This window comes from Streptomyces sp. NPDC001027 (assembly GCF_040299045.1).
In the GTDB taxonomy this organism is placed as follows: Bacteria; Actinomycetota; Actinomycetes; order Streptomycetales; family Streptomycetaceae; genus Streptomyces.
Map to the genome: position 1 here is coordinate 1 of NZ_JBEPBI010000127.1, position 22929 is coordinate 22929.

23 protein-coding genes and 1 pseudogene are annotated in these 22929 nt (G+C 72.8%); 12 read left to right on the forward strand and 12 right to left on the reverse strand.

Annotated features, from left to right (window positions below; genetic code table 11):
* Window positions 1-226 precede the first annotated feature (226 nt).
* Together ABT300_RS27940 and ABT300_RS27945 are read left to right on the forward strand one after the other, a co-directional pair.
* Window positions 227-859: a TetR family transcriptional regulator gene (locus ABT300_RS27940; RefSeq protein ID WP_351681132.1), complete on the forward strand. Its 633-nt coding sequence runs from the start codon at window positions 227-229 to the stop codon at window positions 857-859.
* 139 nt (window positions 860-998) lie between these two features.
* On the forward strand, window positions 999-3101 hold the full coding sequence (locus ABT300_RS27945; protein WP_351681135.1) for a HelD family protein: 2103 nt from the start codon (window positions 999-1001) through the stop codon (window positions 3099-3101).
* A gap of 150 nt (window positions 3102-3251) precedes the next feature.
* Here the strand turns inward: ABT300_RS27945 and ABT300_RS27950 are convergent, their stop codons facing one another.
* Both ABT300_RS27950 and ABT300_RS27955 read right to left on the reverse strand, forming a co-directional pair.
* The gene (locus ABT300_RS27950) at window positions 3252-3752 is read right to left on the reverse strand and encodes an SRPBCC family protein (RefSeq protein WP_351681137.1); all 501 of its coding nucleotides are present in this window, start codon (window positions 3750-3752) and stop codon (window positions 3252-3254) included.
* A 48-nt stretch (window positions 3753-3800) separates the two neighbouring features.
* The gene (locus tag ABT300_RS27955) at window positions 3801-4493 is read right to left on the reverse strand and encodes a TetR/AcrR family transcriptional regulator (protein WP_351681140.1); all 693 of its coding nucleotides are present in this window, start codon (window positions 4491-4493) and stop codon (window positions 3801-3803) included.
* 53 nt (window positions 4494-4546) lie between these two features.
* On the opposite strand from ABT300_RS27955, the gene ABT300_RS27960 reads away from it, so the two are divergent.
* A complete protein-coding gene (locus ABT300_RS27960) occupies window positions 4547-5665 on the forward strand; it encodes an FAD-dependent oxidoreductase (RefSeq protein WP_351681143.1) in 1119 nt (372 codons plus the stop codon).
* A gap of 36 nt (window positions 5666-5701) precedes the next feature.
* Here ABT300_RS27960 and ABT300_RS27965 read toward each other — a convergent pair whose 3' ends face one another.
* Window positions 5702-6217: a GNAT family N-acetyltransferase gene (locus tag ABT300_RS27965; RefSeq protein ID WP_502978006.1), complete on the reverse strand. Its 516-nt coding sequence runs from the start codon at window positions 6215-6217 to the stop codon at window positions 5702-5704.
* Between the two features lie 213 nt (window positions 6218-6430).
* On the opposite strand from ABT300_RS27965, the gene ABT300_RS27970 reads away from it, so the two are divergent.
* The 3 genes from ABT300_RS27970 (at window position 6431) to ABT300_RS27980 (ending at window position 8207) form a co-directional block, all read left to right on the forward strand.
* Window positions 6431-6859 (forward strand): helix-turn-helix domain-containing protein, encoded by a 429-nt coding sequence (locus tag ABT300_RS27970; RefSeq protein WP_351681149.1) that lies wholly within the window; start codon window positions 6431-6433, stop codon window positions 6857-6859.
* Window positions 6860-6980: 121 nt separating this feature from the next.
* The gene (locus ABT300_RS27975) at window positions 6981-7679 is read left to right on the forward strand and encodes a hypothetical protein (protein ID WP_351681152.1); all 699 of its coding nucleotides are present in this window, start codon (window positions 6981-6983) and stop codon (window positions 7677-7679) included.
* A 192-nt stretch (window positions 7680-7871) separates the two neighbouring features.
* A complete protein-coding gene (locus ABT300_RS27980; RefSeq protein ID WP_502978007.1) occupies window positions 7872-8207 on the forward strand; it encodes a DUF2516 family protein in 336 nt (111 codons plus the stop codon).
* A gap of 132 nt (window positions 8208-8339) precedes the next feature.
* On the opposite strand, the gene ABT300_RS27985 is transcribed toward ABT300_RS27980, so the two are convergent.
* From ABT300_RS27985 to ABT300_RS27995, 3 genes are all read right to left on the reverse strand, one after another.
* The gene (locus ABT300_RS27985; RefSeq protein ID WP_351681155.1) at window positions 8340-9905 is read right to left on the reverse strand and encodes a PP2C family protein-serine/threonine phosphatase; all 1566 of its coding nucleotides are present in this window, start codon (window positions 9903-9905) and stop codon (window positions 8340-8342) included.
* A gap of 282 nt (window positions 9906-10187) precedes the next feature.
* Window positions 10188-11285 carry a C40 family peptidase gene (locus ABT300_RS27990; RefSeq protein WP_351681158.1) on the reverse strand — a complete coding sequence of 366 codons (1098 nt, stop codon included), beginning with the start codon at window positions 11283-11285 and terminating at the stop codon, window positions 10188-10190.
* Between the two features lie 221 nt (window positions 11286-11506).
* Window positions 11507-12325 carry a class I SAM-dependent methyltransferase gene (locus tag ABT300_RS27995; RefSeq protein ID WP_351681161.1) on the reverse strand — a complete coding sequence of 273 codons (819 nt, stop codon included), beginning with the start codon at window positions 12323-12325 and terminating at the stop codon, window positions 11507-11509.
* Window positions 12326-12561: 236 nt separating this feature from the next.
* On the opposite strand from ABT300_RS27995, the gene mshA reads away from it, so the two are divergent.
* Window positions 12562-13896 (forward strand): D-inositol-3-phosphate glycosyltransferase, encoded by a 1335-nt coding sequence (mshA, locus tag ABT300_RS28000; protein WP_351681164.1) that lies wholly within the window; start codon window positions 12562-12564, stop codon window positions 13894-13896.
* On the forward strand, window positions 13889-14404 hold the full coding sequence (locus ABT300_RS28005; protein WP_351681167.1) for a type III secretion system chaperone family protein: 516 nt from the start codon (window positions 13889-13891) through the stop codon (window positions 14402-14404). Before mshA ends, ABT300_RS28005 begins: the two co-directional genes overlap by 8 nt.
* A gap of 77 nt (window positions 14405-14481) precedes the next feature.
* Here the strand turns inward: ABT300_RS28005 and ABT300_RS28010 are convergent, their stop codons facing one another.
* Window positions 14482-15291, reverse strand: a complete 810-nt coding sequence (locus ABT300_RS28010) for a helix-turn-helix transcriptional regulator (RefSeq protein ID WP_351681169.1) — start codon at window positions 15289-15291, stop codon at window positions 14482-14484.
* A gap of 49 nt (window positions 15292-15340) precedes the next feature.
* Here ABT300_RS28010 and ABT300_RS28015 point away from each other — a divergent pair, with 49 nt between their 5' ends.
* A complete protein-coding gene (locus ABT300_RS28015; protein WP_351681172.1) occupies window positions 15341-15766 on the forward strand; it encodes a DUF2000 family protein in 426 nt (141 codons plus the stop codon).
* 106 nt (window positions 15767-15872) lie between these two features.
* On the opposite strand, the gene ABT300_RS28020 is transcribed toward ABT300_RS28015, so the two are convergent.
* On the reverse strand, window positions 15873-17213 hold the full coding sequence (locus ABT300_RS28020) for an MDR family MFS transporter (RefSeq protein ID WP_351681175.1): 1341 nt from the start codon (window positions 17211-17213) through the stop codon (window positions 15873-15875).
* Between the two features lie 173 nt (window positions 17214-17386).
* Between ABT300_RS28020 and ABT300_RS28025 the strand changes: the two genes are divergently transcribed.
* Window positions 17387-18148, forward strand: coding sequence for a phosphoglyceromutase (locus tag ABT300_RS28025; RefSeq protein WP_351681178.1), 762 nt, complete (start codon window positions 17387-17389; stop codon window positions 18146-18148).
* Window positions 18149-18272: 124 nt separating this feature from the next.
* On the opposite strand, the gene ABT300_RS28030 is transcribed toward ABT300_RS28025, so the two are convergent.
* The gene (locus ABT300_RS28030; protein WP_351681180.1) at window positions 18273-18584 is read right to left on the reverse strand and encodes a cytotoxic translational repressor of toxin-antitoxin stability system; all 312 of its coding nucleotides are present in this window, start codon (window positions 18582-18584) and stop codon (window positions 18273-18275) included.
* A 110-nt stretch (window positions 18585-18694) separates the two neighbouring features.
* Window positions 18695-19144, reverse strand: coding sequence for a RelB antitoxin-like protein (locus tag ABT300_RS28035; RefSeq protein WP_351681183.1), 450 nt, complete (start codon window positions 19142-19144; stop codon window positions 18695-18697).
* A gap of 214 nt (window positions 19145-19358) precedes the next feature.
* Here ABT300_RS28035 and ABT300_RS28040 point away from each other — a divergent pair, with 214 nt between their 5' ends.
* A complete protein-coding gene (locus ABT300_RS28040; protein WP_351681185.1) occupies window positions 19359-19547 on the forward strand; it encodes a hypothetical protein in 189 nt (62 codons plus the stop codon).
* Between the two features lie 42 nt (window positions 19548-19589).
* On the opposite strand, the pseudogene ABT300_RS28045 reads toward ABT300_RS28040, so the two are convergent.
* Window positions 19590-21346, reverse strand: a pseudogene (locus ABT300_RS28045) (FAD-dependent monooxygenase).
* A 269-nt stretch (window positions 21347-21615) separates the two neighbouring features.
* Between ABT300_RS28045 and ABT300_RS28050 the strand changes: the two are divergent.
* Window positions 21616-22413 carry a DUF4232 domain-containing protein gene (locus tag ABT300_RS28050; protein WP_351681192.1) on the forward strand — a complete coding sequence of 266 codons (798 nt, stop codon included), beginning with the start codon at window positions 21616-21618 and terminating at the stop codon, window positions 22411-22413.
* 49 nt (window positions 22414-22462) lie between these two features.
* On the opposite strand, the gene ABT300_RS28055 is transcribed toward ABT300_RS28050, so the two are convergent.
* Window positions 22463-22711, reverse strand: a complete 249-nt coding sequence (locus ABT300_RS28055; RefSeq protein WP_351681188.1) for an SCO4226 family nickel-binding protein — start codon at window positions 22709-22711, stop codon at window positions 22463-22465.
* Between the last annotated feature and the right edge of the window lie 218 nt (window positions 22712-22929).

The following is a 22929-nucleotide window of genomic DNA, read 5'->3' on the forward strand; positions in this document are numbered from 1 at the left end:
ACCCGCTACGACAAGACCGCCGAGTCCTACCAGGCAGCCGTCACCCTCGCCTCGCTCCTGATGTGGGCGTGACATTTGAAGACAGCTCCTAGGGCCTGTGGTGATGCTGGGGCGGACACTCCGGCCGGTGACGCGCTGGAAGGGCCGGCCTGCCTGGCGGCGCCCTGCGGCGCTTCCGTCGTCGCTCGTCGCTCGGCGGTCGGCGGTCGGACCGTAGGCTCCTTCCATGAGTGCGACCGGGCTGCGTGAGCTCAAGAGGCAGCGGATGTACAGGGCCGTGTCGGAGGTCGCCGTCCGGCTCTTCCTCGAGCGCGGTTTCGACGCGGTGTCCGTCGCCGAGGTGGCCGCCGCGGCCGAGATCTCCAAGCCGACGCTGTTCCGGTACTTCCCGACCAAGGAGGATCTGGTGTTGCACCGGATCGCCGACCACGAGGGGGAGGCGGCACGCGTCGTCGCCGCGGCACGCGCCGAGGGGGTCGCGCCGCTGGCCGCCCTGCGCCGGCACTTCCTCGACGGGCTGGCCGCCGAGGACCCCGTCACCGGCCTCAACGACCACCCGCAGGTGCGTGCCTTCTACGACCTCCTCTACGGCACCCCCTCCCTGGTCGCCCGGCTGCACGGCTATCTGGAGCGTTCCGAGGCCGCCCTCGCCGAGGCCCTCGCGGACGACCTGCCCACCGCCCTCGACGCCCGGCTGGCGGCCGGCCAGATCATCGCCGTCCGGCGGATCCTCGCCGAGGACACCTGGCGGCGGGTCGCGGCGGGCGAGCGGCTTCAGGACGTGCGGGGTGACGCGGTGGCCGCGGCGGAGCGCGCCTTCGACACGCTGGAATCGGGACTGCCGCGGCTCGCCCGGTGATCCTCGTCGCCCGACGACCGACGTCACCCAGCCCGCCGATGTCACTCAGCGACCGACGTCACCCGGCGACCGATGCCACTCAGTAACCATGACCGAGTAATAAATGTAACCGGGTAACGTTATTCGGTATCCTCGTCGTATGACGGCACCCGACCTCGACACCGCCCTGCACGCCGAACGCGCTCACCACGACGCCTGCCGTGCCGCCTTCGCCGCGATGGTCGAGGGCGCCGACCTCCAGGTCGTCACCGGCGAGGACGTCTCCGCCTCCGGCGCCGACGCCGAAGTCCTCGGCCACCGGCTGCGCAGCCATGCCAAAGCCCTGCACGAACTGCCCGAAGGCCCGCTGTTCTTCGGCCGGCTCGACTTCGCGCCCGGCACGGGCGGAGCGCACGAGGGCCTCGCCCACCACATCGGGCGGCTTCGCGTCAGCGAGCACCCGGCCGCGCCGCCGCTCGTCGTCGACTGGCGAGCCCCCGTGTCCCGCGCCTTCTACCAGGCGAGCGTCCGCGACCCGCAGGGCGTGGCCGTACGGCGGCGGTTCGGCTGGGCCCTCGGCAGCCGGGGCGACTCCGCCGACCTCACGGGCCTGGAGGACGAGCGGCTGGACGGGGGCGGCGACGGCGCCGGTGTCGCCGTCGGCGGGCCGGACGCGGACGGCGGCATCGTCGCGCGCGAGATCGAACGCCCCCGGGTGGGCCCCATGCGGGACATCGCCGCGACCATCCAGCCCGCGCAGGACGACCTCGTACGCGGGGACCTCGCCGTGTCGGTGTGCGTGCAGGGCGCACCCGGCACCGGCAAGACCGCGGTGGGCCTGCACCGGGCCGCCTACCTCCTCTACACCCACCCGCGGCGCATCCAGCGCGGCGGGTTGCTGATCCTCGGACCCCATCGCGCCTTCCTCTCCTACATCGCCGAAGTGCTCCCCTCCCTCGGCGAGACCGGCGTCCGGCAGTCGACGCTCCAGGACGAGATCGCCGCCGGCCACCGGGCGACCGGCGAGGACTCCGAACGGACCGCCGCCGTCAAGCACGACCCGCGGATGGCCGAGGTGCTGCGCCGGGCCGTGTACGGACGGGTGGCGGCCGACCGCGCCGAGGACCTGCACGTCCCCGAGGGCTCGGGGCACTGGCGGATCGCCGGCCCGGCGCTGACGGAGATCGTCGCCGCCGTGCTGGCCGAGGCGCCGCCCTACGACACCGGCCGCGAGCGGGTGCGGGCCCGGATCGTGCGCCGGCTCCAGGAGCAGGTGGAACGCCGCAGCGGGCCCCGTCCGGCCTCCTGGACACGCCGGATCGAACGAGCCGCGCCGGTGAGCGCCTGCGTGGAGGCGGTGTGGCCGAAGGCGCGGCCCGCGGAGGTGCTGGCCCGGCTTCTGAGCGACCCGCGGGAACTGGCCGGCGCCGCGGACGGCCTCCTGGACCCCGAGGAGCAGCGGGCCCTGCTCTGGACGCGCCCGCCCCGCACGGCCAAGTCGGCACGCTGGTCGGCCGCCGACCTCGTCCTCCTCGACGAGATCGCCGGACTGCTGGACCATCCGCGGGGATACGGCCATGTCGTCGTCGACGAGGCCCAGGACCTCTCGCCGATGCAGTGCCGGGCCGTCGCCCGCCGGGTCCGCTTCGGCTCGCTCACCGTCCTCGGCGATCTGGCCCAGGGCACCACGGACTGGGCGGCGTCCTCGTGGCGGGTCCAGTTGACCCACCTGGGCAAGCCGGATGCCACGATCGTGCCGCTGACCACGGGTTTCCGCGTTCCGGCCGCCGTGCTCGCCCTCGCGGGCCGGCTCCTCGACCGCCTCGACGCCGACGTGCCCAGGGCCCGCTCGCTGCGCCGGGACGGCGAACTGCGCGTCCGGCGGGCCGACGGCGACCTCCCGTCGGCGGTCGTCGCCGCCGTCCGCGACGCGCTCACCCGCGAGGGCTCGGTCGGCGTCATCGCCGCGGACTCCCAGGCCGACCGGATCCGCGAGGCCCTCGCCGAGTCCGGCGTCCCGGCCGCCGGTCCCGAGGACCCGCCCGCCCGGGTGACGGTCGTCCCCGCGACTCTCGTCAAGGGCCTGGAGTACGACCACGTCGTCGCCGTCGAACCGGCGGCCGTCGCGGAGTCGGAGCGCCGCGGTCTGAACCGCCTCTACGTGGTCCTCACCCGGGCGGTCTCCCGTCTGGACGTGGTGCACGAACGTGCCCTGCCGTGGGACACGGAGGAGTGGGGAGGAGGACTGCAGGAGGAGGAGTGAGGGGGAGTGAGGCGTGAGGAGCGAGGATCGTCCGGTCGGGGCTCACGAACGGAGCGGCAGGAGCGGCCCCTTGGCCGCCCGCGTCCGTCTGCCGGCCCGCGTCTGACTGCCGGGCCGCGTCCGTCTGCCGGTGCGTCAGGGGGCAGGGCGTCAGGTCGTTCGGCCCTCCGGCCGTTCGGCCGTCACGGCATGGCTCAGCCGTAGCAGCGTGGTGCGCATACCGGCCCGGTTGGCCGCCGCGCGGGCCTCGGGGCGGGTGCCGGTGAACAGCCGTCCGAGCAGCTCCGTTACGCGCGCGCCGGCCCCGCTGCGCAGGTCCCGCCAGTACTCGGTGACGAGGGTTCCGTCGCCCTCGGGCTCGAGCCGGTACCCCCACAGGGCCACGGGCAGGCCGAAGGAGCTCACCCGGAACGCGAACTCGTGGGGCGCTTCGGCCACGGTGACCCGGCAGGTCGTGAACCACACCAGAGGGCCCTTGCGGTTGAACCCCACGAATCCGGTCCCTTCGCGTGCCGTCGTGCCGCGGTGCCACACGTAGAAGCATTCCGGGCTCCACCTGCCCATGTTCCGCAGCTGGGACAGCGCCGCGTAGACGTCCGAGCCGGGAGCGTCGACGACGATGCTCTCCTCTATCTCCCACAGGCGTTCCACAGGTTCCTCCGAAGCGGTCGGGCGGGGGCGGGGGCGGGGGGCTGGGCGTCACGCCGGGGGCAGGGTGAGTTTGGCGGCCAGGGCGTCGAGGACCCAGTCCAGGCCGGTCGCGAAGGACGTCCCGGCGTCCACGTCCGTGCCGTCGTGCACGGCCCTGGCCAGCGCGGGGAAGCGGCCCGTGGCCAGCATGCGCGTCACATGCGGGCCGTTGGCGCGCTGCCATTCGTGCTTGGACAGGCCCGTGGCGCGCTCTGCCCGCAGGTTCGCGATCTCGCGCCTGATCGCGCCGGTGAAGTAGGCGCTGACGGTCTCCACGGCACGCATGACGGTGTCGACGTCGGCGAGGCCGTCGAGGGCGGCCAGCGTGGCCTCGGTCAGGGCGAGACCGTTCGGGCCCAGGGCCGGGCGGCCGCCGAGCAGGTCGGCGAGCCATTCGTGGCGGAGAGCCGCCTGCCTGGTGCGGTGGGCGAGGACGCGCAGCGCCTCCCGCCAGTCACCGGGCTGCTCCTCGGGCAGGATCTCGGCCTGCACCGCGTCCACCATGAGGTCGAACAGCTCCTCCTTGGTGGCGATGTAGCCGTACAGCCGCATCGGGCCGGCGTTCAGCCGGGCGGCGACCCTGCGCACGGACACCGCCTCCAGCCCGCCCTCGTCGGCCAGCGCCACGGCGGCGGCGACGATCCGCTCCCGGTCCAGCGGCACGGGGCGAGTCGGCGGCTCCGGCCGGTCCCACACAGTCATGGTCACACCGTACTCTTGCGATACGTCGTACTGAGTCAATACGGTGTATCGACATGAGACGACGCATCGCAGTGGTCGGGAGCGGTCCCGGCGGCCTCACCCTCGCCCGTGTCCTGCACCGCCACGGTCACCCCGTCACGGTCCTCGAGCGCGATCCCGGCCCCGACGCCCGCCCCCCGGGCGGCACGCTGGACCTGCACGAAGGGCTGGGCCAGCTCGCCCTGGACAAGGCGGGACTGCTCGCGGAGTTCCAGGAGCTTTCCCGTCCCGAGGGGCAGGCCATGCGCATCCTGGACCCGGCCGGGACCGTCCTGCGCGACTGGCGACCTGATCCGGACGAGCGGGCCAACCCCGAGATCGACCGCCGGCAACTCCGCGACCTGCTGCTCGGCCCCCTCGACGTCCAGTGGGGGCGGGGCGTGACGCAGGTGGCGCCGGGGGCCGGGGACGGCGCCCTGGTCCGTTTCGAGGACGGGCGGGAGGAGACCTTCGACCTCGTGGTCGGCGCGGACGGCGCCTGGTCCCGCACCCGCCCCGCGGTCTCACCGGTGCGGCCGCGCTACACCGGCGTCACCACGGTCGAGACCTCCCTCGACGACGTCGACACCCGTCACCCCGACCTCGCGCGGCTGGTCGGCGACGGCTCCATGGCCGTGTACGGGGTGAACCGCAAGCTCGTCGCCCAGCGCAACAGCGGCGGCCACGTCAAGGTGTACGCCCAGTTCCGCGCGCCGCTGGACTGGCACGCGCACCTGGACCCGGCCGACGCCGAGGCCGTGCGATCGAGCCTGCTGGCCCTGTACGACGGCTGGGCCGCTCCCGTCCTCGACCTGCTCCGCCACGGCGCCGCCTTCGTTCACCGCCCCCTCTACGTCCTGCCCGTCTCCCACACCTGGCCCCATGTCCTCGGGGTGACGCTGCTGGGCGACGCCGCCCATCTGATGCCGCCGCTGGGGGCGGGCGCGAACCTCGCGATGCTGGAGGGCGCCGAACTGGCCGAGGCGGTCGCCGCCGACCCCGCGGATCTGGACGACGCCGTCCGCGCCTTCGAGGAACGGATGTGGGCCCGGGCCGAGAAGTGGGCGAAGATCACGACGGCCGGTCTGGAACGCCTCGTGAGCCCGGACCCCGCCCAGGCCGTCGCCCTCTTCGACGAGCTCCAGCCCTCCTGACCGCCGGGCGCGCGAGGCGGTGGGACCCCGCTCGGTTCACCCTCGAAGGTCCGGCGGCGCGAGATCCTTGCGGTAACGGACTTCGGGGACGTCCGTGCCGTCGACCGACCAGTTGGCCGAGCGGCCGTCCAGGACGAAGCCGCCCCGCTCGTAGAAGCGGCGCGCCCTTGTGTTGGCGGCGATCACCCAGAGCACGAGCCTGCGGAACGAGCGCTCCCGGGCGGCGGCCAGCGTCTGCTGCATCAGCGCTTTCCCGACGCCGGCGCCGACGCGGTCGGGGGCCGCGTAGAGGGCGAGCAGTTCACCGTCGTCGGCTTCGCGGTCCTCTTCCCTGGAGGGGCCGAGCGCCGCCCAGCCGACCACGGCCCCGTCCTCCTCGGCGACGAGGTTCAGAACGCTCCCCGTGCTGCGCGCGAACATGTCACGTCGCATCCGGGCGTCCTCGGCGACCGTCAGTGCGTCGAGGTGGTCCTGCGGCACCATGCCCGGGTAGGCGGCCTGCCAGCCTTTCACCCGCACCGCTGAAACGCCGTAGATGTCCTCTTCTCGCATGGTCCGCACCCGTAACATGCGCCGAGCCTACCGAGACGGGAATCGCCTCCGATCGCCTCCTCGGTCATTTCCAGCGGTGTGCGCGGTGTGCGGGGTGCGTGCGTGCGGTGTGTGCGGTGTGTGCGGTGTGTCGCCGAGTGGTGCGGAGTGGCGCGGAACACTTTTGCAAGCAGGTGCTTGCAATAGTTAGCGGGGGTGGTGCAAGGTGGAGGCATGGCATCGCTCAACGTCGGCAATCTCGGTGACTACCTGCGCGAGCAGCGGCGCAACGCGCAGCTGTCGCTCCGGCAGCTCGCCGACGCCGCCGGGGTGTCCAATCCGTATCTGAGCCAGATCGAGCGCGGGCTGCGCAAGCCGAGCGCGGAGGTGCTGCAGCAGGTCGCCAAGGCGCTGCGGATCTCCGCCGAGACGCTGTACGTACGGGCCGGCATCCTCGACGCGGACCGGGACCGGGACGAGGTCGAGACCCGGGCGGTCATCCTCGCCGATCCCACCCTGACCGAGGGCCAGAAGCAGGCGCTGCTCCAGATCTACGAGTCCTTCCGCAGGGAGAACGGGATCGGGAGCGACGACGGCCGCACGGACGGAGCGGGCCCGCGGGCCCACGAGAGCGACGCCGATCCGCAGCAGACGGCCGGCTGACCGGACCAGGGGGCCGGCCGCACCGCTGCGGAACCGCACGACCTCGGCCGAGGACGACGTACCAGGACGTACTCGGCGCACACGACCCACAGACGAATGTGAATCCGGGAGGACCTTCACCATGGCCATCACCGACGACCTGCGCAAGACCTTCAGCGACCCGACTCCGCTCTACTTCGCCGCAGGCACCGCCGACCTGGCCCTCCAGCAGGCGAAGAAGGTTCCGGGCCTGGTGGAGCAGCTGCGCTCCGAGGCCCCGGCGCGTTTCGAGGCCGTCCGCAACACCGACCCGAAGTCCGTGCAGGAGAAGGCCAACGCCCGTGCCAAGGAGGCGACCGCCCGCGCGAAGGAGGCGACCGCCCGTGCCAAGGAGGCGCAGGAGTCCCTCCAGGCCAAGGTCACCGACTTCATCAGCACCCTCGACGGCGACATCAAGAAGATCGGCAGCACCCTCGACGCCGACCTGAAGAAGCTCGGCGAGTCCGCCCAGGACCTCGCCCTGCGCGGTGTCGGCGTCGCCGCCGAGTACGCCGTCAAGGCCCGTGAGACCTACGAGAAGGTCGCCGAGCACGGCGAGCAGGCCGTGAAGACCTGGCGCGGCGAGGCCGCCGAGGAGATCGAGGAGCTCGCCATCGCGGTCGAGCCGAACGCCGAGCCGAAGACGACGCCGAAGGCCGAGCCGGTCCAGCTCCGCACCGACGAGCCGAAGGCCGCGCCGGCCGAGGCCCGCTCCGAGAGCGCCGCGGCGAAGAAGCCCGCCGCCCGCAAGGCCCCGGTGCGCAAGCCGGCCGCGAAGAAGACGACGCCGCCCGCCAAGTGAGATCGACGGCCGGGACGGACACGGCACAGGACGACATACGGACACGGGCCGGGCACTGACGAGGTGCCCGGCCCGTTGTACGGGTAGCGGGAGTCCGGTTGCGGGTACGGTGACCGCGTAGGACACGAGCAGGTCGGGTCCGAGTCGGGTCCGAGACGAGACGCGTCGAATCAGGTGGTGGGCGTTGTGCTGATGGCAGGCTTCGCGGGGCTGATGTGGCTGCTCTACCTCGCCATGTTGGCTTTCGCCGTGGTGGCGCTGGTGATGGCCGCCCTGTTCCGCGACGACGCGTACCGGGCCGCCGACAAGCAGAACAAGGGTTTCTGGCTGATCATCCTCGGCATCGCGGTCGCGGTGAACCTTCTGGTGCCGATGCTCTTCCTGCAGCTCGCGGGTCTGGTCGGGTCGATCGTCTTCTTCGTGGACGTGCGCCCGGCCCTCCGGCAGGTCTCGGGCGGCGGCTGGGGCCGGCGGCGCGGCGGCAGCAGCAGCGACGGCCCGTACGGCCCGTACAACGGCGGACGCTGACTTCGACGGCCCACGCTGACTTCGACGCCGGACGCCCGGCGTGACGCCGGACGCCGAGCGTGACGGCGGACGCCGGTTTCGGCGGGGGATGCGTGCCGGGCCGCCCGGCCGGGGCGCCGCGTCCCGCGTCGCTTACGGCACCCGGTCCAGCAGGACCACCGCGACATCGTCCGTCAGCTCGCCCCCGTTGAGCTCGCGCACCTCGCTCACCGCGGCGCGCAGCAGCGCCTCGCCGGTCAGCCCCTCGGCGAGCTGGCGGCGGATCATCTGCACCATGCCGTCCTGGCCGAGCCGTTCCCTGCCCTCGCCGATCCGCCCCTCGATGAGCCCGTCGGTGTACAGCATCAGGCTCCACTCCGCGCCCAGCTCGACCTGCATCCGCGGCCAGCGGGCGCCCGGCAACAGGCCGAGAGCGGGGCCGTTGTTCTCGTACGGCAGCAGGCGCGCGGGCCGGTCCGGGCGGGCGATCAGCGGCGCCGGGTGGCCGGCCAGGCAGAGGCCCGCCCGGCGGCCGTCGGGCGCGATGTCCACCGTGCACAGCGTCGCGAAGATCTCGTCGTCGTCGCGCTCGTGCTCCAGCACCTGCTGCAGCGTGTTCAACAGCTGGTCGCCGCACAGGCCTGCCAGGGTCAGCGCCCGCCAGGCGATGCGCAGCTCCACCCCGAGCGCGGCCTCGTCCGGGCCGTGTCCGCAGACGTCGCCGATCATGGCGTGCACGGTGCCGTCGGGCGTGCGGACGGTGTCGTAGAAGTCGCCGCCCAGCAGGGCGCGCGAGCGGCCGGGCCGATAGCGGGCTGCGAACCGCAGCGGGGAGCCCTCCAGCAGCGGCGTGGGCAGCAGGCCGCGCTCCAGGCGGGCGTTCTCCTGCGCGCGCAGCTTGCCCTCGGCGAGCCGCCGCTCAGCCGTGTCGGAACGTTTCCGCTCCACCGCGTACCGGATCGCGCGGCTCAGCAGACGGCCGTCCAGCTCGTCCTTGAAGAGGTAGTCCTGCGCGCCCACGCGCACGGCCTCCGCGCCGCGCTCGGCGTCGCCGGAGGCGGTGAGGGCGAGCACGGCGTGCCGGGGAGCGAGCCGCAGGACGTGCCGCAGCACGGCGAGCTCGTCGCCGCCGGCGGCTGCGGACGTGCGGCCCGGCACGGGCAGCGCGATGTCCAGCAGGATGCAGTGCACGTCGTCGGTGAGCAGCCGCTCGGCCTCGGTGAGGTTGCGGGCGGTGCGCACCCGGATCGGTCTGCCGTCCGAGTCGGGCAGGTCGCGGAAGATCGGCGCGGCCGTGGGGTCGTCCTCGATCAGCAGCAGCGTGAGGGGGGTGTGCGCCGCGCCCGCACCGGACGCACCCGCAGCCGTGCCCGGGGCGGTGAGGCCGGCCACGGCGACGCCGGGCGCGCTCACGCCTGTGCTGCCCGCGCCTGCGGTGCTCGCGCCTTGGCGGACGCCGTCCGCGGGCGGGACGTCGAGCCCTTCGTCACGCGTGTTCCGGTGCGCGCCGTCCTGGGGGCGCGGGTGTGCTCCGTCGCGCGCGTCGTGGTGCGCGCCGGAGGGGACGGCGTCGTTCGCCACCGTCGTCTCGTTGCGACAGGCTTGCTCTCCCCGGCGGCCGGCTTCTTCCTCGGAGGGGCCGCCGACTGCGGGCACGGCCTGCGCCTGACCACTTTCCACGGCCGGGATCGCTCTCTGCCGCGGTACGGGTACGGGCATGGTCCTGGTTCCTTCCCTCCCCCCGAGGGCACGGCGGGGGCGAGGGACCTCGACCCACCGACGGGGACCATAGCGGCAGAAGGCGCTGCAACGGAATGGCGTGAGGCACGCCGCTTGATCTCTGGCCCCTGTCATATGCCGCGATCCCTACCGCAGTTGGACAGGCCGATACGCGTACGGAGATGACGAACGTCACGTCGCCCCGTAGTCCGGCCGCCCGCGGAGGTGCCCTGGGTCACACGGGCGAGGTCGCGCGGGCGTCGGACGGGCCCGGTCGCGAGGTCACGCGTCCGGCCGGACCACCCCGAGGATCGGCATCGTGCCCGCTCCCGCGAGCGTGACGGTGCGGCCCGGGCGCGGGGCGTGGATGATCGCGCCGTCGCCCACGTACATCGCGACGTGACTGGCGTCGCTGAAATAGATGATCAGGTCGCCGGGGCGCATGTCCTGGACGGCGATGTGCGGCAGCTGCTTCCACTGTTCCTGCGAGGTGCGCGGTATCGGCCGCCCGGCGCTCTTCCAGGCCTCGGAGGTCAGACCGGAGCAGTCGAAGCTGTCCGGCCCCTCGGCGCCCCACACGTACGGCTTGCCGATCTGGGCGGTGGCGAACTGCACGGCCGCCTTGCCCTGCGCGGACGCCGCGCTGTCGATCTCCTTGAGGATGCCGGTGTCCAGCCAGGCGGTCTGCGCCCGCTGCGCGATCTGCGCCTCCAGCTGCTCGAGGCGCTCCTTCTCCTTCTTCTCCAGCCGGGACTCGAGCTTCTCCGCCGCGGCGATCTGCTTCTCGATCTTCTTCTGGGCGGCGGCCTTGGCCTTGCGTCCCGCCTCCAGCTTCTGCCACTGGACGGAGGCGTCCTTTGAGTACTGCTCCAAGTCCTGCTGGACCTGCGTCAGTTGGCCGATGAGGCCCTTGGTCGCGCGCTGCCCCTGGCGGACCCGGCCCGCGCCGTCGAGGAATTCCGACGGGTCGTCGCTCAGCATCAGCTGCGCCTCGTCGGGCAGGCCGCCCGTGCGGTACTGGGCGCGGGCGGCGGCGCCCGCGCGGTCCTTGAGGTCGTCCAGCTTCTGCTGGCCCGCGACGATCTTCCTGGCCAGCTCGACGATCTCCGCCGACTGCTTCTGCGCCGCCTCCTCGGCCGCGTTGTAGGCGTCGGTGGCCACCGCGGCGTCGTGGTAGAGCGCTTCGAGCTGGGTGCGGACGGCCTCGAGGTCCTTGTTGGTGGCGGTCGAGGGAAGCGCGGGAGCCGACGAACTCGCCGACGGCGCAGGCTCCGGCGTGGGGCGGGGACTGGCGAACGCCACGCCCGGCGCCCCCAGCACGGTGGCCGCGCAGACCACGGTCACCGCTGCGGCGAGCAGGCCGCGCTTCCCCGTTCCCATACCCCGTCCCCCATGTGTGATTAACCGTCAGTAACTTTGGCGCTCGGGGGATCGTGCCACGTCACGGCCGAAAACGACAGAGGTGACGACGGAACCGGCATCGGCAGTCCTTCCCCTCCCGCCCGCCCCGACATTCGCTCTCCCCGCCTGTGTGACGAACGACTCACGGAGATCGTTCCCGGCGCTCGCCCGGCGGTTTCGCCGCGAGGTCGGGCGGACCGTCAGTCCCGCGGTGACAACGCCGCCCACCGCAGCGTCACTTCGCCCTGCCGCCAGCGCGTCGGCCCGTCCGTCACCGGCCAGTCGGCCGTCAGATCCCGCACCGAGCGCATCCACCGCTGCCGGGCGCCGTAGGACGCGTACGGCGCGGCGGCCGCCCAGGCGCGGTCGAAGTCGCGCAGGAAGGCATGCACGGGCTCGCCCGGGACGTTGCGGTGGATCAGGGCCTTGGGCAGCCGCTCGGCGAGGTCCGAAGGCCGTTGCAGGGAGCCCAGCCGGGTCGCGAAGGTGACCGTGCGAGGCCCTTCCGGACCCAGCGCCACCCACACGTGCCGGCGCCCGATCTCGTCGCAGGTCCCCTCGACGAGCAGGCCGCCGCGGAACCCGGTCGCCGCCTCGGCCGGCGCGAGCCGTGCGCACAGCCGCCGCCAGACCGCGGCGACGTCGCCCTCGTCGTACTGGCGCAGCACGTTGGCGGCGCGCACCAGGTGCGGTCGCTGGGGGACCGGGATCTCGAACCCGCCGTGCCGGAAGACCAGCCCCTCGCGCTCGTAAGGCCGCGCGGCCGCCACGCGGGCCGGTTCGATCTCGACGCCGACGACACGCGCGCGTGGGGCGACGGAGCGCAGCCGCTCCAGCAGCTCGACGGCGGTCCAGGGCGCGGCCCCGTAACCGAGGTCGACGGCGACGGGGTCGGCGGCGCGGCGCAGGTCGCGGCCGTGCGTCGCGGCGATCCAGCGGTCCATGCGGCGCAGCCGGTTGGGGTTCGTCGTGCCGCGCGTGACCGTGCCCACGGGGCGGCTCGGGGCGCGGGACGTCATGCCTAAGAGGGTATGCGGTGCGGTCGCGCGGGCTTCGGGGCGGGCCGCAGGGCCGTAAGGCCGGGCAGCCTACGCAGAACGTGATCGAACGGTTGAGCGATCGACGGTAATGGCTGGGCAAAAAACGCCGCCGACCCGGAACACGCCGGAATGGGAATGCGCTCTTCCGGGTTGCAGCTCCGTGGAGGGCGCTCCACACCTCCTTCAGGCATGCCCGCAGCGAGGAGGACCGCCACGTGAGCTACGTCAACAAGCTCGGGCGGCGCTCCCAGACGGCTCCGCCGCGGCTCAGGCTGCACCGCCGTCCCCGTCGCGTCGCGATGCTCTCCGTGCACACCTCCCCGCTCCACCAGCCCGGCACCGGCGACGCCGGCGGCATGAACGTCTACATCGTGGAGCTCGCCCAGCGCCTCGCCGCGATCAACATCGAGGTCGAGATCTTCACGCGCGCCACGACCGGCGGCCTGTCGCCCGTCGTCGAGCTGGCCCCCGGGGTCCTCGTCCGGCACGTCGACGCGGGCCCCTACGAAGGCCTCGCCAAGGAGGACCTGCCGGCCCAGCTGTGCGCCTTCACGCACGGGGTGATGCAGGCCTGGGCAGGCCACCGCCCCGGCTACTACGACCTCGTGCACTCCCACTACTGGCTCTCCGGCCACGTGGGCTGGCTGGCCGCCCAGCGCTGGGGCGCCCCGCTGGTGCACGCCATGCACACCATGGCCAAGGTCAAGAACGCCAACCTGGCCGACGGCGACACGCCCGAGCCCGCCGCCCGCGTCATCGGCGAGACCCAGATCGTCGTCGCCGCGGACCGCCTCATCGCCAACACCACGGAGGAGGCCGAGGAGCTCGTCCGCCACTACCACGCCGACCCCGGCAAGGTCGCCGTCGTGCACCCCGGCGTCAACCTCGACCGCTTCCGCCCCGCGGACGGCCGCGCCGCGGCCCGGGCCCGCCTCGGCCTGCCCCAGGACGCCCTGATCCCCCTCTTCGCGGGCCGCATCCAGCCGCTGAAGGCTCCGGACGTCCTGCTGCGCGCGGTCGCCGTGCTGCTCGACGAGCGCCCCGAGCTCCGCTCCCGCATCGTCGTGCCGATCGTCGGCGGCCCCAGCGGCAGCGGCCTCGCCAAGCCGGAGGGGTTGCAGAAGCTCGCCGCGCGGCTCGGCGTCGCCGACGTCGTGCGGTTCCGGCCGCCGGTCGGCCAGGAACAGCTCGCGGACTGGTTCCGGGCGGCGTCGCTGCTGGTCGTCCCCTCCTACAGCGAGTCCTTCGGCCTGGTCGCCATAGAGGCGCAGGCGGCCGGGACCCCCGTCCTCGCGGCCGCGGTCGGCGGGCTCCCGGTGGCCGTCCGCGACGGCGAGACCGGCTTCCTGGTGCAGGGCCACGATCCGGCCCGCTACGCGCGCGTGCTCGAGCGGTTCGCCGACGGGCCCGAACTCCCCGCCCGCATGGGCGAGGCCGCCGCCGCGCACGCCCGGTCCTTCGGCTGGGACACCGCCGCGGCCGCCACCGCGGACGTCTACGCGGCCGCGGCCCAGGCCCACCGCCGTGGCGTACGCTCCGAGCATGGGTGACGTGGAGAAGACGGCCGCGCAGGTCATCGAGGACTTCCTGAAGGACGCGGAGCTGGAGTGGGAGAGCCCGTCGCCCGGCTCGTACGTGGTCCAGCTCCCCGGCGCCCGCAAGCTCAAGACGACCGTCTCCCTCATCGTCGGCCGTCACTCCCTCTCCCTGAACGCCTTCGTCGTCCGCCACCCCGACGAGAACGAGTCCGGCGTCCACCGCTGGCTGCTGGAGCGCAACCTCAAGCTGTACGGGGTGAGTTACGCAGTCGACCAGCTCGGCGACGTCTACGTCACCGCCCGGCTGCCCCTCGCCGCGGTCACCGCCGACGAGATCGACCGCCTCATGGGCCAGGTCCTGGAGGCGGCCGACGGCGCGTTCAACACGCTGCTGGAGCTCGGGTTCGCGAGCGCCATCCGCCGGGAGTACGAGTGGCGGGTCTCCCGGGGCGAGTCGACGCGCAACCTGGACGCCTTCGCCCACCTGACCCGCCGCCCGCCCGGCCCTTCGCCCACCTGACCCGCCGCCCGGCCGGGCCTTCGCCCACTTGACCCGCTGCCCGGGGAGCAGGTGGGCGAAGAGCAGGCCGCCGCCGGTCAGCGGCCGGAGGACGTCCGTCCCGCTCCGTACCGCCCCGGCGTGACCCCCACCAACTTGCGGAAGTGCCGGGTGAGATGGGCCTGGTCGTAGAACCCGGCCGCCGCGGCGACCTCGCCCGGCGGCCGCCCGTCCAGCAGCAGCCGACGGGCCAGGTCCACGCGGCGGGCGGTGAGGTACTGGTGCGGCGCGATGCCGTACGCCCCACTGAACGCCCGCACCAGATGCGCCGGATGGGCCCGCACCAGCCCCGCCGCCTCGTCCAGCGCAAGGCCCTCCACGACCCGCTCGTCGAGCAGCTCGCGCAGGCGGCGGGCCGGGCCGGGATCGCGGCGCGGCGGGTCGGGGCGGCGCCGGTCCCGCAGGTGGACCCGCAGCCGCTCGCCGATCAGCGCCAGCCTGCTGTCGGCCTCCAGCTCGTCCCCGGGCCGCGCGAGCGCCGAGTGCAGCTGCCCGACCCGTCGGCGCAGCACGGGATCGCGCAGGTCGGGCGAGTCGACGGCGGCCCCGATGAGGTTCTCGCCGAGCACGCCGGCGTCCAGGTAGAGCACCCGCTTGCGGAAGCCGTCCGAGGTGACCGGCGACCCGTTGTGCGGCACGTGCGGCGGCAGCAGCGAGACGGTGTCGTGCGGCGTCCCGTGCTCGTGCCGGTCCAGGTCGTAGCGGACGGCGCCGTCGTCCACGATGAGCAGCGTCCAGGCCTCGTGGACGTGCATCGGGTAGGCGTAGCCGGTGAAGTGGGCGTGGAAGACCTCCACGACGCCCCGTACGGCCGGGCGCCAGGCGGAGACCTCCTGCCGGGCTGCCATGCAAAGAACGTACAAGACGGGGACGTACGCCGATCGGCAGTCTCGCTGCATGAACAGCGAACCCATCCGCTTCGACACGAAGATCGCCGTCCTGCTGCGCGAGGACCTGGAGACCTGGCAGCGGCTGAACGTCACCGCGTTCCTGGTCAGCGGACTCGGCACGGAGCTCCCCGAGGTGATCGGGGAGCCGTACGAGGACGCGGACGGCGTCCCCTGCCTGCCGATGTTCCGCCAGCCGGTGCTGGTCTTCGAGGGCACGAAGGAGACCCTGAAGTCCGCGCACGCGCGCGTGCTCTCCCGGGCCCTCCCGCGCGCGGTGTTCACGAGCGACCTCTTCGCCACGGGCAACGACCGCGACAACCGCGCGGCCGTGCGCGCCGTCCCCACCGGCGAGCTGGACCTGGTCGGGCTGGCCGTCTACGGCCCGAAGAACGCGGTGGACAAGGCGCTGAAGGGGGCCAGGATGCACTCCTGACCGCCGCGCGAGCGGGCGCGGGGGCGCTGAGGGGACCCCCGCCCGCCCGGCAGGTCGGCGCTTGTGTGCGTCAGGTCGGCCCGCCCGTCAGATCGGCGCCCGTGCGTCAGACGGCGCCGACCTCGGGCTTCGCGACGGCACCCGGGCTCCCGGCAGCCGGGCTCCCGACGACCGGGCCCTCGGCAGCCGGGCTCACGGCGGCCGGAGAGCCACCGGTCACGGAATCGTCGGCGGTGACGGGCTCCTCGTCCGGCAGCCGCCGCATCAGCACGGCGTACCCGACGCCCGCCGCCGTCCCCACGACCGCGCACAGCCCCCACAGCCACTCCGCGCCGAACCGGTCGATCACGACACCCGACATCACCGGGGCCACCAGCGACGCCACCGCCCATGACAGCGTGTACATGCCCTGGTAGCGCCCGCGGCCGTGGGTGGGGGAGAGCCGGACCACGATCCCGGTCTGCGTCGGGGCGTTCACGATCTCGGCCAGCGTCCACACGCAGACGGTGAGCGCGAAGACGCCGACCGACCCGGCGAAGGCGGTGAGGCCGAAGCCGTACCCCGCGAGGACCGAGGAGATCACCAGGAGCCGTCGCGGATCACGGTGTTCGATGAACCGCGTCACGGGGATCTGCAGCACGACGATGAGCACGCCGTTCACGGCGATCGCCATGCCGTAGTCGGCCGGTGTGAACCCGGCCGCGCCCATCGCCACGGGCAGGCCCACGCCGCCCTGCTGGAAGACGAGCGCCACGAGGAAGGACAAGCCGACGACGCCCATGAACCGTCCGTCGCGCAGGACCGTCCCCAGCCCGACCGAGTCACCGTCGCGGACGCCCTTGTCCGGCTGCACCGGCCGCGACTCGGGCAGCTTCAGGAAGACGACGACCGCGCAGACCAGCGTCATCCCCGCCTCGAGGAGGAAGCCGGCCCGGTAGCTGACCTCGGCGATGAACCCGGCGGCCATGGAGGAGACGGCGAACCCCAGGTTGATGGCCCAGTAGTTCAGCGAGAACGCGCGGACCCGGTCCTCGGGCCGCACGATGTCGGCCATCATCGCCTGCACGGCCGGGCGGGAGGCGTTGGAGGCCATCCCGACGAGGAACGCGACCGCGGCGATGGCGACCGGATGCTCCACGAACCCGAGCAGCGCCACCGACGCGGCGGTGGCGGTCTGCGCGACCAGCAGCGTGGGCCGCCGTCCGAGCCGGTCCGCCATGACCCCGCCGGCCAGCGACGAGACGACCCCGCCGAGGCCGTGCAGCGAGGCGACGAGTCCGGCGTAGGAGGCCGAGTAGCCGCGATCGAGCGTCAGGTACAGCGCCATGAAGGTGGCGACGAACCCGCCGAGCCGGTTGACGAGGGTGCTGGTCCACAGCCACCAGAACTCGCGGGGCAGCCCGGAGAGCGTCTCTCGGGCGGCACGTCTCAGGACGGCGGCAGGCATGGCGGATCCCCCGGGATGTAAGCGGCGCAGGCGGTGCTCAGAACTTACGAGGGAAGCGGGGGGCGGGGCCACTCGATTAACAGAAACGGTCAATCGTCGTCGGCGTGCCCCCGGTATGTCCGCTGTATGAGCGGATGTACGACCGAACGGAGCCGTCGATTACGCTCGGACGCATGGCCGACGCACCGTACAAGCTGATCCTCCTCCGCCACGGCGAGAGCGAGTGGAACGCGAAGAACCTGTTCACCGGCTGGGTGGACGTCAACCTCAACGAGAAGGGCGAGAAGGAGGCGGTCCGCGGTGGCGAACTCCTGAAGGACGCCGACCTCCTGCCCGACGTGGTCCACACGTCCCTCCAGAAGCGCGCGATCCGCACGGCGCAGCTGGCCCTCGAATCCGCCGACCGCCACTGGATCCCGGTCCACCGCTCCTGGCGCCTGAACGAGCGCCACTACGGCGCCCTCCAGGGCAAGGACAAGGCCCAGACCCTCGCGGAGTTCGGCGAGGAGCAGTTCATGCTGTGGCGCCGCTCCTACGACACGCCCCCGCCGGCCCTCGAGGACGGCACGGAGTTCTCCCAGTCGGACGACCCGCGCTACGCGTCGATCCCGCCGGAGCTGCGCCCGCGCACGGAGTGCCTGAAGGACGTCGTCGTCCGCATGCTCCCGTACTGGTACGACGGCATCGTCCCCGACCTCCTCGCCGGCCGCACGGTCCTGGTCGCCGCCCACGGCAACTCCCTGCGCGCCCTGGTCAAGCACCTCGACGGCGTCTCGGACGCCGACATCGCGGGCCTGAACATCCCGACGGGCATCCCCCTCTCCTACGAACTCGACGCCGACTTCAAGCCCCTCAACCCGGGCGGCACCTACCTCGACCCCGAGGCAGCCGCAGCAGCGATCGAAGCAGTAAAAAACCAGGGCAAGAAGAAGTAACCGAACGCCGATAAGCCCCCGACCTGCGGTTTCTTGGCAGGGCGGGGGCTTTTTCGGTGGGGTGGGCTGCGAGATCATCGCTCCAGCGCATGGCCAACGCGAGCGGCGGTGTGGGCAGACGGCGTCACGTGCCATCCGTCCAGTGGCGTTGCAGGCGGGCCACCGCATCTTCCTTCGTAAGCGCTGACACGGTCTCCTCCGGGAGGCCGACGCGGTGGATCAGCAGATAGACCAGATCGGCCGGCAGGGATTCCCTGGGCGTGGAGGGGACTCCTCGGTCGGGGAGCTTCCCGTCGATCACACAGTCCCAGAACTCGCCATCGGTGACGACCAACTGGTCGCGAAGGATGTGGCCCCACAGCGCGGCCCCATAGACACTGCGATCGACAGGGTGCGAAATGCGGGTCCGCAGGATGCGCCCGTCATGCAGCGTCAACTCGTAGGTGACGTGATGTGTGCCAGTACGCCCACGAGCGTCCCGTACTCGCTCCCACCCCTCGACGACGCAGAATCGGTCATGACGCTCACGGTCCGGTTGTGGTCCAGTCACTGCCGAACTCCCACCAGCCAGTCCACCAGCTGGCGGTCGTCGCTCAGAGCGATCAGCTGAACCAATCCCCAGTTGTCCTGATGGTTCGGCGCCAGCCTCAACCTCTGCTGCCAGTCGTCCGCGTACTCCCGCAAAACGCAGACCATCTCGTTCACGGCGTCGTCAAAGGTCGGTCCGTCTGCCGCGAGGGGGAGCCCCGGAATGAAGATCGACCATCCGTCCGCCTCCGCGACGACCTCGGTCCTGGACGCGCACACTGAGGACAGGTAGCGGCGCAGCCTTTCGACATCTACGACCGCAGCACAGCCACTGGCCCGACGCACGGTCGCGACCCGTCCCTCGTCCGCGGCGTCGAGAAGCTCCTTCAGGTGTGCACGCGCCTCGGTGTAGCTCTCGAAATGTATTGCGGACATGCCGACCTCCCGTAGGGCTCGTGGAATCAGCATGCCTTCAGTGCATAAGTACGTCAAGTACGTCAAGTACGCGTGCGGGATGCGTGACCGGAGACGATGTGGTCAGGGGAAACGCGCTCGGCCGGTCGGTTTCCTGGCGGTGCACTGTGAGGCGGGTGGGTGACTGCTTTATTCCATCGCCGGCCGGTTGAAGGGAGCGTAGGGTCGCGGGCTGGGGTGGCATGAGGGTGTGGGGGACGGGGGGCTTGTGAGTAGGCGGCGGTATGTGGCCAGGGGGGTGCCGGGGGGTTATCGGGTGTGGGACAACCGGGGGCGTCGGTGGTGGGGGGATCTCTACGAGCTGTGCCCCGATGACCTCATCGCCGAACTCAACGGCCAGGCCGACCAGGCACGGATCACCGCGCTGATGAAGCGCTACCGGGCGCAGAAGCGGTAGGCGCCGTCGGGCCCCGCCCCGCCGCCGGACCCCTCCTCGCCGTCACGCTTCGGTGGTGACCCGGCGGGACGCAGTGGGGGCGGAGAGGGTCGTGAAGTAGTCCGACAAGGCTGTCCTCGTGGCGGTGAGGGGGAAACGGGCCGCCAGATAGCCGTCGGGGCGGACGACGAAGCCGGTGGGGCCGTCGGGACGGTAGAGGCGGGCGAACTCGCCGGCCGTGTCGCGGTAGGCGGGCACCGGCAGGGCGTCGGGAGCGGACGGCGCGGTGTCCCCGTCGAGCACCGCCACGGTGACGGCGCCCGCGACGGCGGCGGTGTGCAGGCCGGCCTCGGCGATCGCCGCCAGGTCGGTCAGGCCCGCGCCGTACAGGAGGATCACGTGGCCCGGACGGTTTCGCAGCACGTCCAGCAGGCGCCAGGGGAGGCGGAGGCGGGGGCGGTCAGACCGCGGCAGTCGGGGGCGCGGTCGCCGGGCTGGGGAGCGCCGGGCGGGCCGTGCGGGTCGGTGGCCAGGGGGCCGTCCCGGTAGTCGATCAGGAGCTGGGCCTCGCGCAGCAGCACCGTCCGGGGGTCGTCGGGGTCGGACTCCATGCCGCGGGTGGCGTGCCGGACCGTCCGCCCGACGACCTCCTCGCCCACCGGCCGGCGCTCGGCGTCATACGTGGTCAGCAGTGCCGGACCGGCCTCCCCGTGGATGACGGACGCCAGTTTCCAGGCGAGGTTGCAGGCGTCCTGGATGCCGGTGTTCATGCCCTGGGCACCGGTGGGCGGATGGATGTGCGCGGCGTCCCCGGCGACGAAGACGCGTCCTTCGCCGTAGCGGTCGACGATGCGGTGGCTGATGCGGAACACGGACGACCAGCGCAGCCGGGAGAGCACCGCAGGCCGCGGCGCGAGGCGGTCGACGACGGCCTGAAGGTGATGCAACTCCGGCGTCCGGCCGCCTTCGAGACCGTGCGTCACACCAGCGTCAGCGTCAACGTCGGCGTCGGCGTGCGCGTCAGTGCCGGCGCCGCCCTCGGCCATCCGTCCGGACGATCGCGATCCGCCGCGCGTCGCCGTGGAGAGCTCCGGCGGGACCAGCATCGACATCCGGTAGCGGCCGGCGCCCGGCAGCGGCACGCAGATCAGCGCGTCGTCCGTGGAACCGTCGGCGGCATGGTGCAGGGAGCGGATGCCGTAGCCGTGGGGCATGTCCCAGTCCGCTTCGACGTCGCCCAGCATGTACTCCTCGGCGAAGGCCGCCCCCTCGAACGCGAGGCCCAGCCCCTTGCGCACGGTGCTGTGCGCACCGTCGCAGCCGATCAGATAGCCCGCCCTCAGCTCCTCCTCGGCGCCGGAGGCCGTGCGCAGGCGGGCGGTGACCCCGTCCTCGTCCTGGCTGAACGACAGCAGTTCGGCGCCGCGCTCGACGAGGACGCCGAGGCCGGCCACGTACTCCTCCAGCAGACGTTCGGTCTCGTACTGCGGCAGCGCGGCGAACTCGTAGGGCACCTCGGGCGGCAGTTCGAGGTCGATGCGGGACTGTTCGCGTCCGTTGACGTAGATCAGCTGACCGCGCAGCACGGCGGCGGCCTCCAGCATCGTGCGGGCCAGGCCCATCCGGTCCCAGATCTCCAGCGTGCGCGGCTGGATGCCGACCGCCTTGGCGTACGGCAGCCGTTCCGGCAGGCGGTCGACGAGGCGGCAGCGCACACGGTGCCGGCGCAGCTCCGCGGCAGCGCTCAGCCCGACCGGGCCTGCGCCCACGATGAGGACGTCCGTCGTTCCGGCTGTCTCGGTCGTCGCGGTGCCCGTCACGGGTGCCTCCCACTGCAGTGCCCGAACAGGAACACCCCCTCGCCCCGTCCTGTGTCCATCGTCGCCCGGCGGCCCGGGAACGGCGAGCGGGAGTCTCGTCACCGCCGCGTCACAGATCGACGACCGACCGAACCCGGTGAGCCGTCCCTCCCGTCTGTGCCGCTGAGCAGTAGCAGTAGCAGTAGCAGTGGCCAGGAGTACGGCGGGGCGAGTTCCCTCGTCGACCGAAGACCTTGGGGGACGGCATGAACGGCAACGGCGTGAACGGCATGGGCGGGAACGGCGGCCGGGGGACGGTCGGCAATCGGGCCGGGGTCGCAGGCCGGGTCAGGAAGGCCGCGGCTGCCGCCGTCGTCGTCGCCTCGGCCGCGCTCCTCGTGACGGCGTGCCAGCCGACCGAGTCGTCTTCGAAGCCCGCGCAGCCGAAGCCTGCGGGTTCCGCGCCCGCGACCTCCCCGTCCGCGAGCGCATCGACCGCCGGGACGCCCACCGCGTCGCACCCGACCGCTTCCGCGCCCCCCACCGCCTCCGCGCCCGGCGCTCCCAGCGCCTCGCCCTCCACCGCCTCCAGTGCCTCCGCCGCTCCCGGCGCATCGGCGTCCGCGTCGGCGTCCGCGCCCGCCGTCGTCGCGGCCTGCGCCGCGAAGAGCCTCGAGGTCTCCGCGTGGCAGGCCGCCGAGCGGCCGGTCGGGACCGGGACCGGAGCCGCGATCGTCCAGTTCGTCAACGTCTCCACGAAGGCGTGCGTGCTCAAGGGGCACCCGTCCGTCGCGGGGGCCGGCAACGGCTCTCCCGAGCACAACTCCCCGCTCGCCGTCACGACCACCGGGTCCGCCTCGCCGGTCACGCTGGCCCCGGGCGGCAAGGCGTGGACGAAGCTGACCTTCGTGCAGGTGCACGGCGAGGCCGACGGGTACTGCAAGTCCGGCGCGGCGCCGTCCGTGTACCCGACCGTGGTGATCGGCCTGCCGGGCTCCGGGGCGCACCAAGTGGCCCTGGACGACGGTCAGTTCGCCGAGTGCGACAACAAGGTGACCGTCACGGCCGTATCAGCGGCCAAGCCCTGACGACCCGACGTCCCGGCTTCCTGACGCCCCGGCGACCGAGCGCGCCGTCTCACACCACCAGCGGCACCGGATGGATCTCGTCCGCCATGTGACCGGTGCGCTCGTGGACGCGGAGCACGGCCTCCGCCGAAGGGGCCTCGGAGAGGCAGTACACCGTGCCGGACTCCGGGTCCGCCCAGGCGCGTTCGAAGTGCACGTTCTCCTCACCCTCGATGGCGAGGTCCGCCTGGTGGGCCTCGAGGAGCTGGTCGGCGGTGATGCCGTGCATGCCGTGGTGGACGTCCATGAAGCGGGTCATGTCTGCCCGCCCCCTTCCGATCTGTCTCGCACCGGTTCCGACTCTTCGCCCCCGCGTATCCATGCTGCGCCCGTCCGCTCTCCGGGGCGACCCGGCGGCGGGCGGGCCCGGGACGACGCCGGACCCGCGCACGGACGAGACGACCCGCATCGCGGCGGCCGGCACCTACGCGCAGGACTGGCTGCCGATGCCCTATCCCCCGAGCGGCGTGCAGATAA

Excerpts from the sequence above, each read along its gene's own strand:
- ABT300_RS27965 (WP_502978006.1), bottom strand. The coding sequence starts at position 6,217 with ATGCGAGAAGAGGACATCTACGGCGTTTCAGCGGTGCGGGTGAAAGGC.
- ABT300_RS28055 (WP_351681188.1), bottom strand. The coding sequence starts at position 22,711 with ATGACCCGCTTCATGGACGTCCACCACGGCATGCACGGCATCACCGCC.
- ABT300_RS28020 (WP_351681175.1), bottom strand. The coding sequence starts at position 17,213 with ATGCCTGCCGCCGTCCTGAGACGTGCCGCCCGAGAGACGCTCTCCGGG.
- ABT300_RS27940 (WP_351681132.1), top strand. The coding sequence starts at position 227 with ATGAGTGCGACCGGGCTGCGTGAGCTCAAGAGGCAGCGGATGTACAGG.
- ABT300_RS28005 (WP_351681167.1), top strand. The coding sequence starts at position 13,889 with ATGGGTGACGTGGAGAAGACGGCCGCGCAGGTCATCGAGGACTTCCTG.
- ABT300_RS27990 (WP_351681158.1), bottom strand. The coding sequence starts at position 11,285 with ATGGGAACGGGGAAGCGCGGCCTGCTCGCCGCAGCGGTGACCGTGGTC.
- ABT300_RS28010 (WP_351681169.1), bottom strand. The coding sequence starts at position 15,291 with ATGGCAGCCCGGCAGGAGGTCTCCGCCTGGCGCCCGGCCGTACGGGGC.
- ABT300_RS28025 (WP_351681178.1), top strand. The coding sequence starts at position 17,387 with ATGGCCGACGCACCGTACAAGCTGATCCTCCTCCGCCACGGCGAGAGC.
- ABT300_RS27980 (WP_502978007.1), top strand. The coding sequence starts at position 7,872 with ATGGCAGGCTTCGCGGGGCTGATGTGGCTGCTCTACCTCGCCATGTTG.
- ABT300_RS27945 (WP_351681135.1), top strand. The coding sequence starts at position 999 with ATGACGGCACCCGACCTCGACACCGCCCTGCACGCCGAACGCGCTCAC.
- ABT300_RS27960 (WP_351681143.1), top strand. The coding sequence starts at position 4,547 with ATGAGACGACGCATCGCAGTGGTCGGGAGCGGTCCCGGCGGCCTCACC.
- ABT300_RS28050 (WP_351681192.1), top strand. The coding sequence starts at position 21,616 with ATGGGCGGGAACGGCGGCCGGGGGACGGTCGGCAATCGGGCCGGGGTC.
- ABT300_RS27985 (WP_351681155.1), bottom strand. The coding sequence starts at position 9,905 with ATGCCCGTACCCGTACCGCGGCAGAGAGCGATCCCGGCCGTGGAAAGT.
- ABT300_RS28015 (WP_351681172.1), top strand. The coding sequence starts at position 15,341 with ATGAACAGCGAACCCATCCGCTTCGACACGAAGATCGCCGTCCTGCTG.
- ABT300_RS27970 (WP_351681149.1), top strand. The coding sequence starts at position 6,431 with ATGGCATCGCTCAACGTCGGCAATCTCGGTGACTACCTGCGCGAGCAG.
- ABT300_RS27955 (WP_351681140.1), bottom strand. The coding sequence starts at position 4,493 with ATGACTGTGTGGGACCGGCCGGAGCCGCCGACTCGCCCCGTGCCGCTG.
- ABT300_RS27975 (WP_351681152.1), top strand. The coding sequence starts at position 6,981 with ATGGCCATCACCGACGACCTGCGCAAGACCTTCAGCGACCCGACTCCG.
- ABT300_RS28035 (WP_351681183.1), bottom strand. The coding sequence starts at position 19,144 with ATGCTGATTCCACGAGCCCTACGGGAGGTCGGCATGTCCGCAATACAT.
- ABT300_RS27995 (WP_351681161.1), bottom strand. The coding sequence starts at position 12,325 with ATGACGTCCCGCGCCCCGAGCCGCCCCGTGGGCACGGTCACGCGCGGC.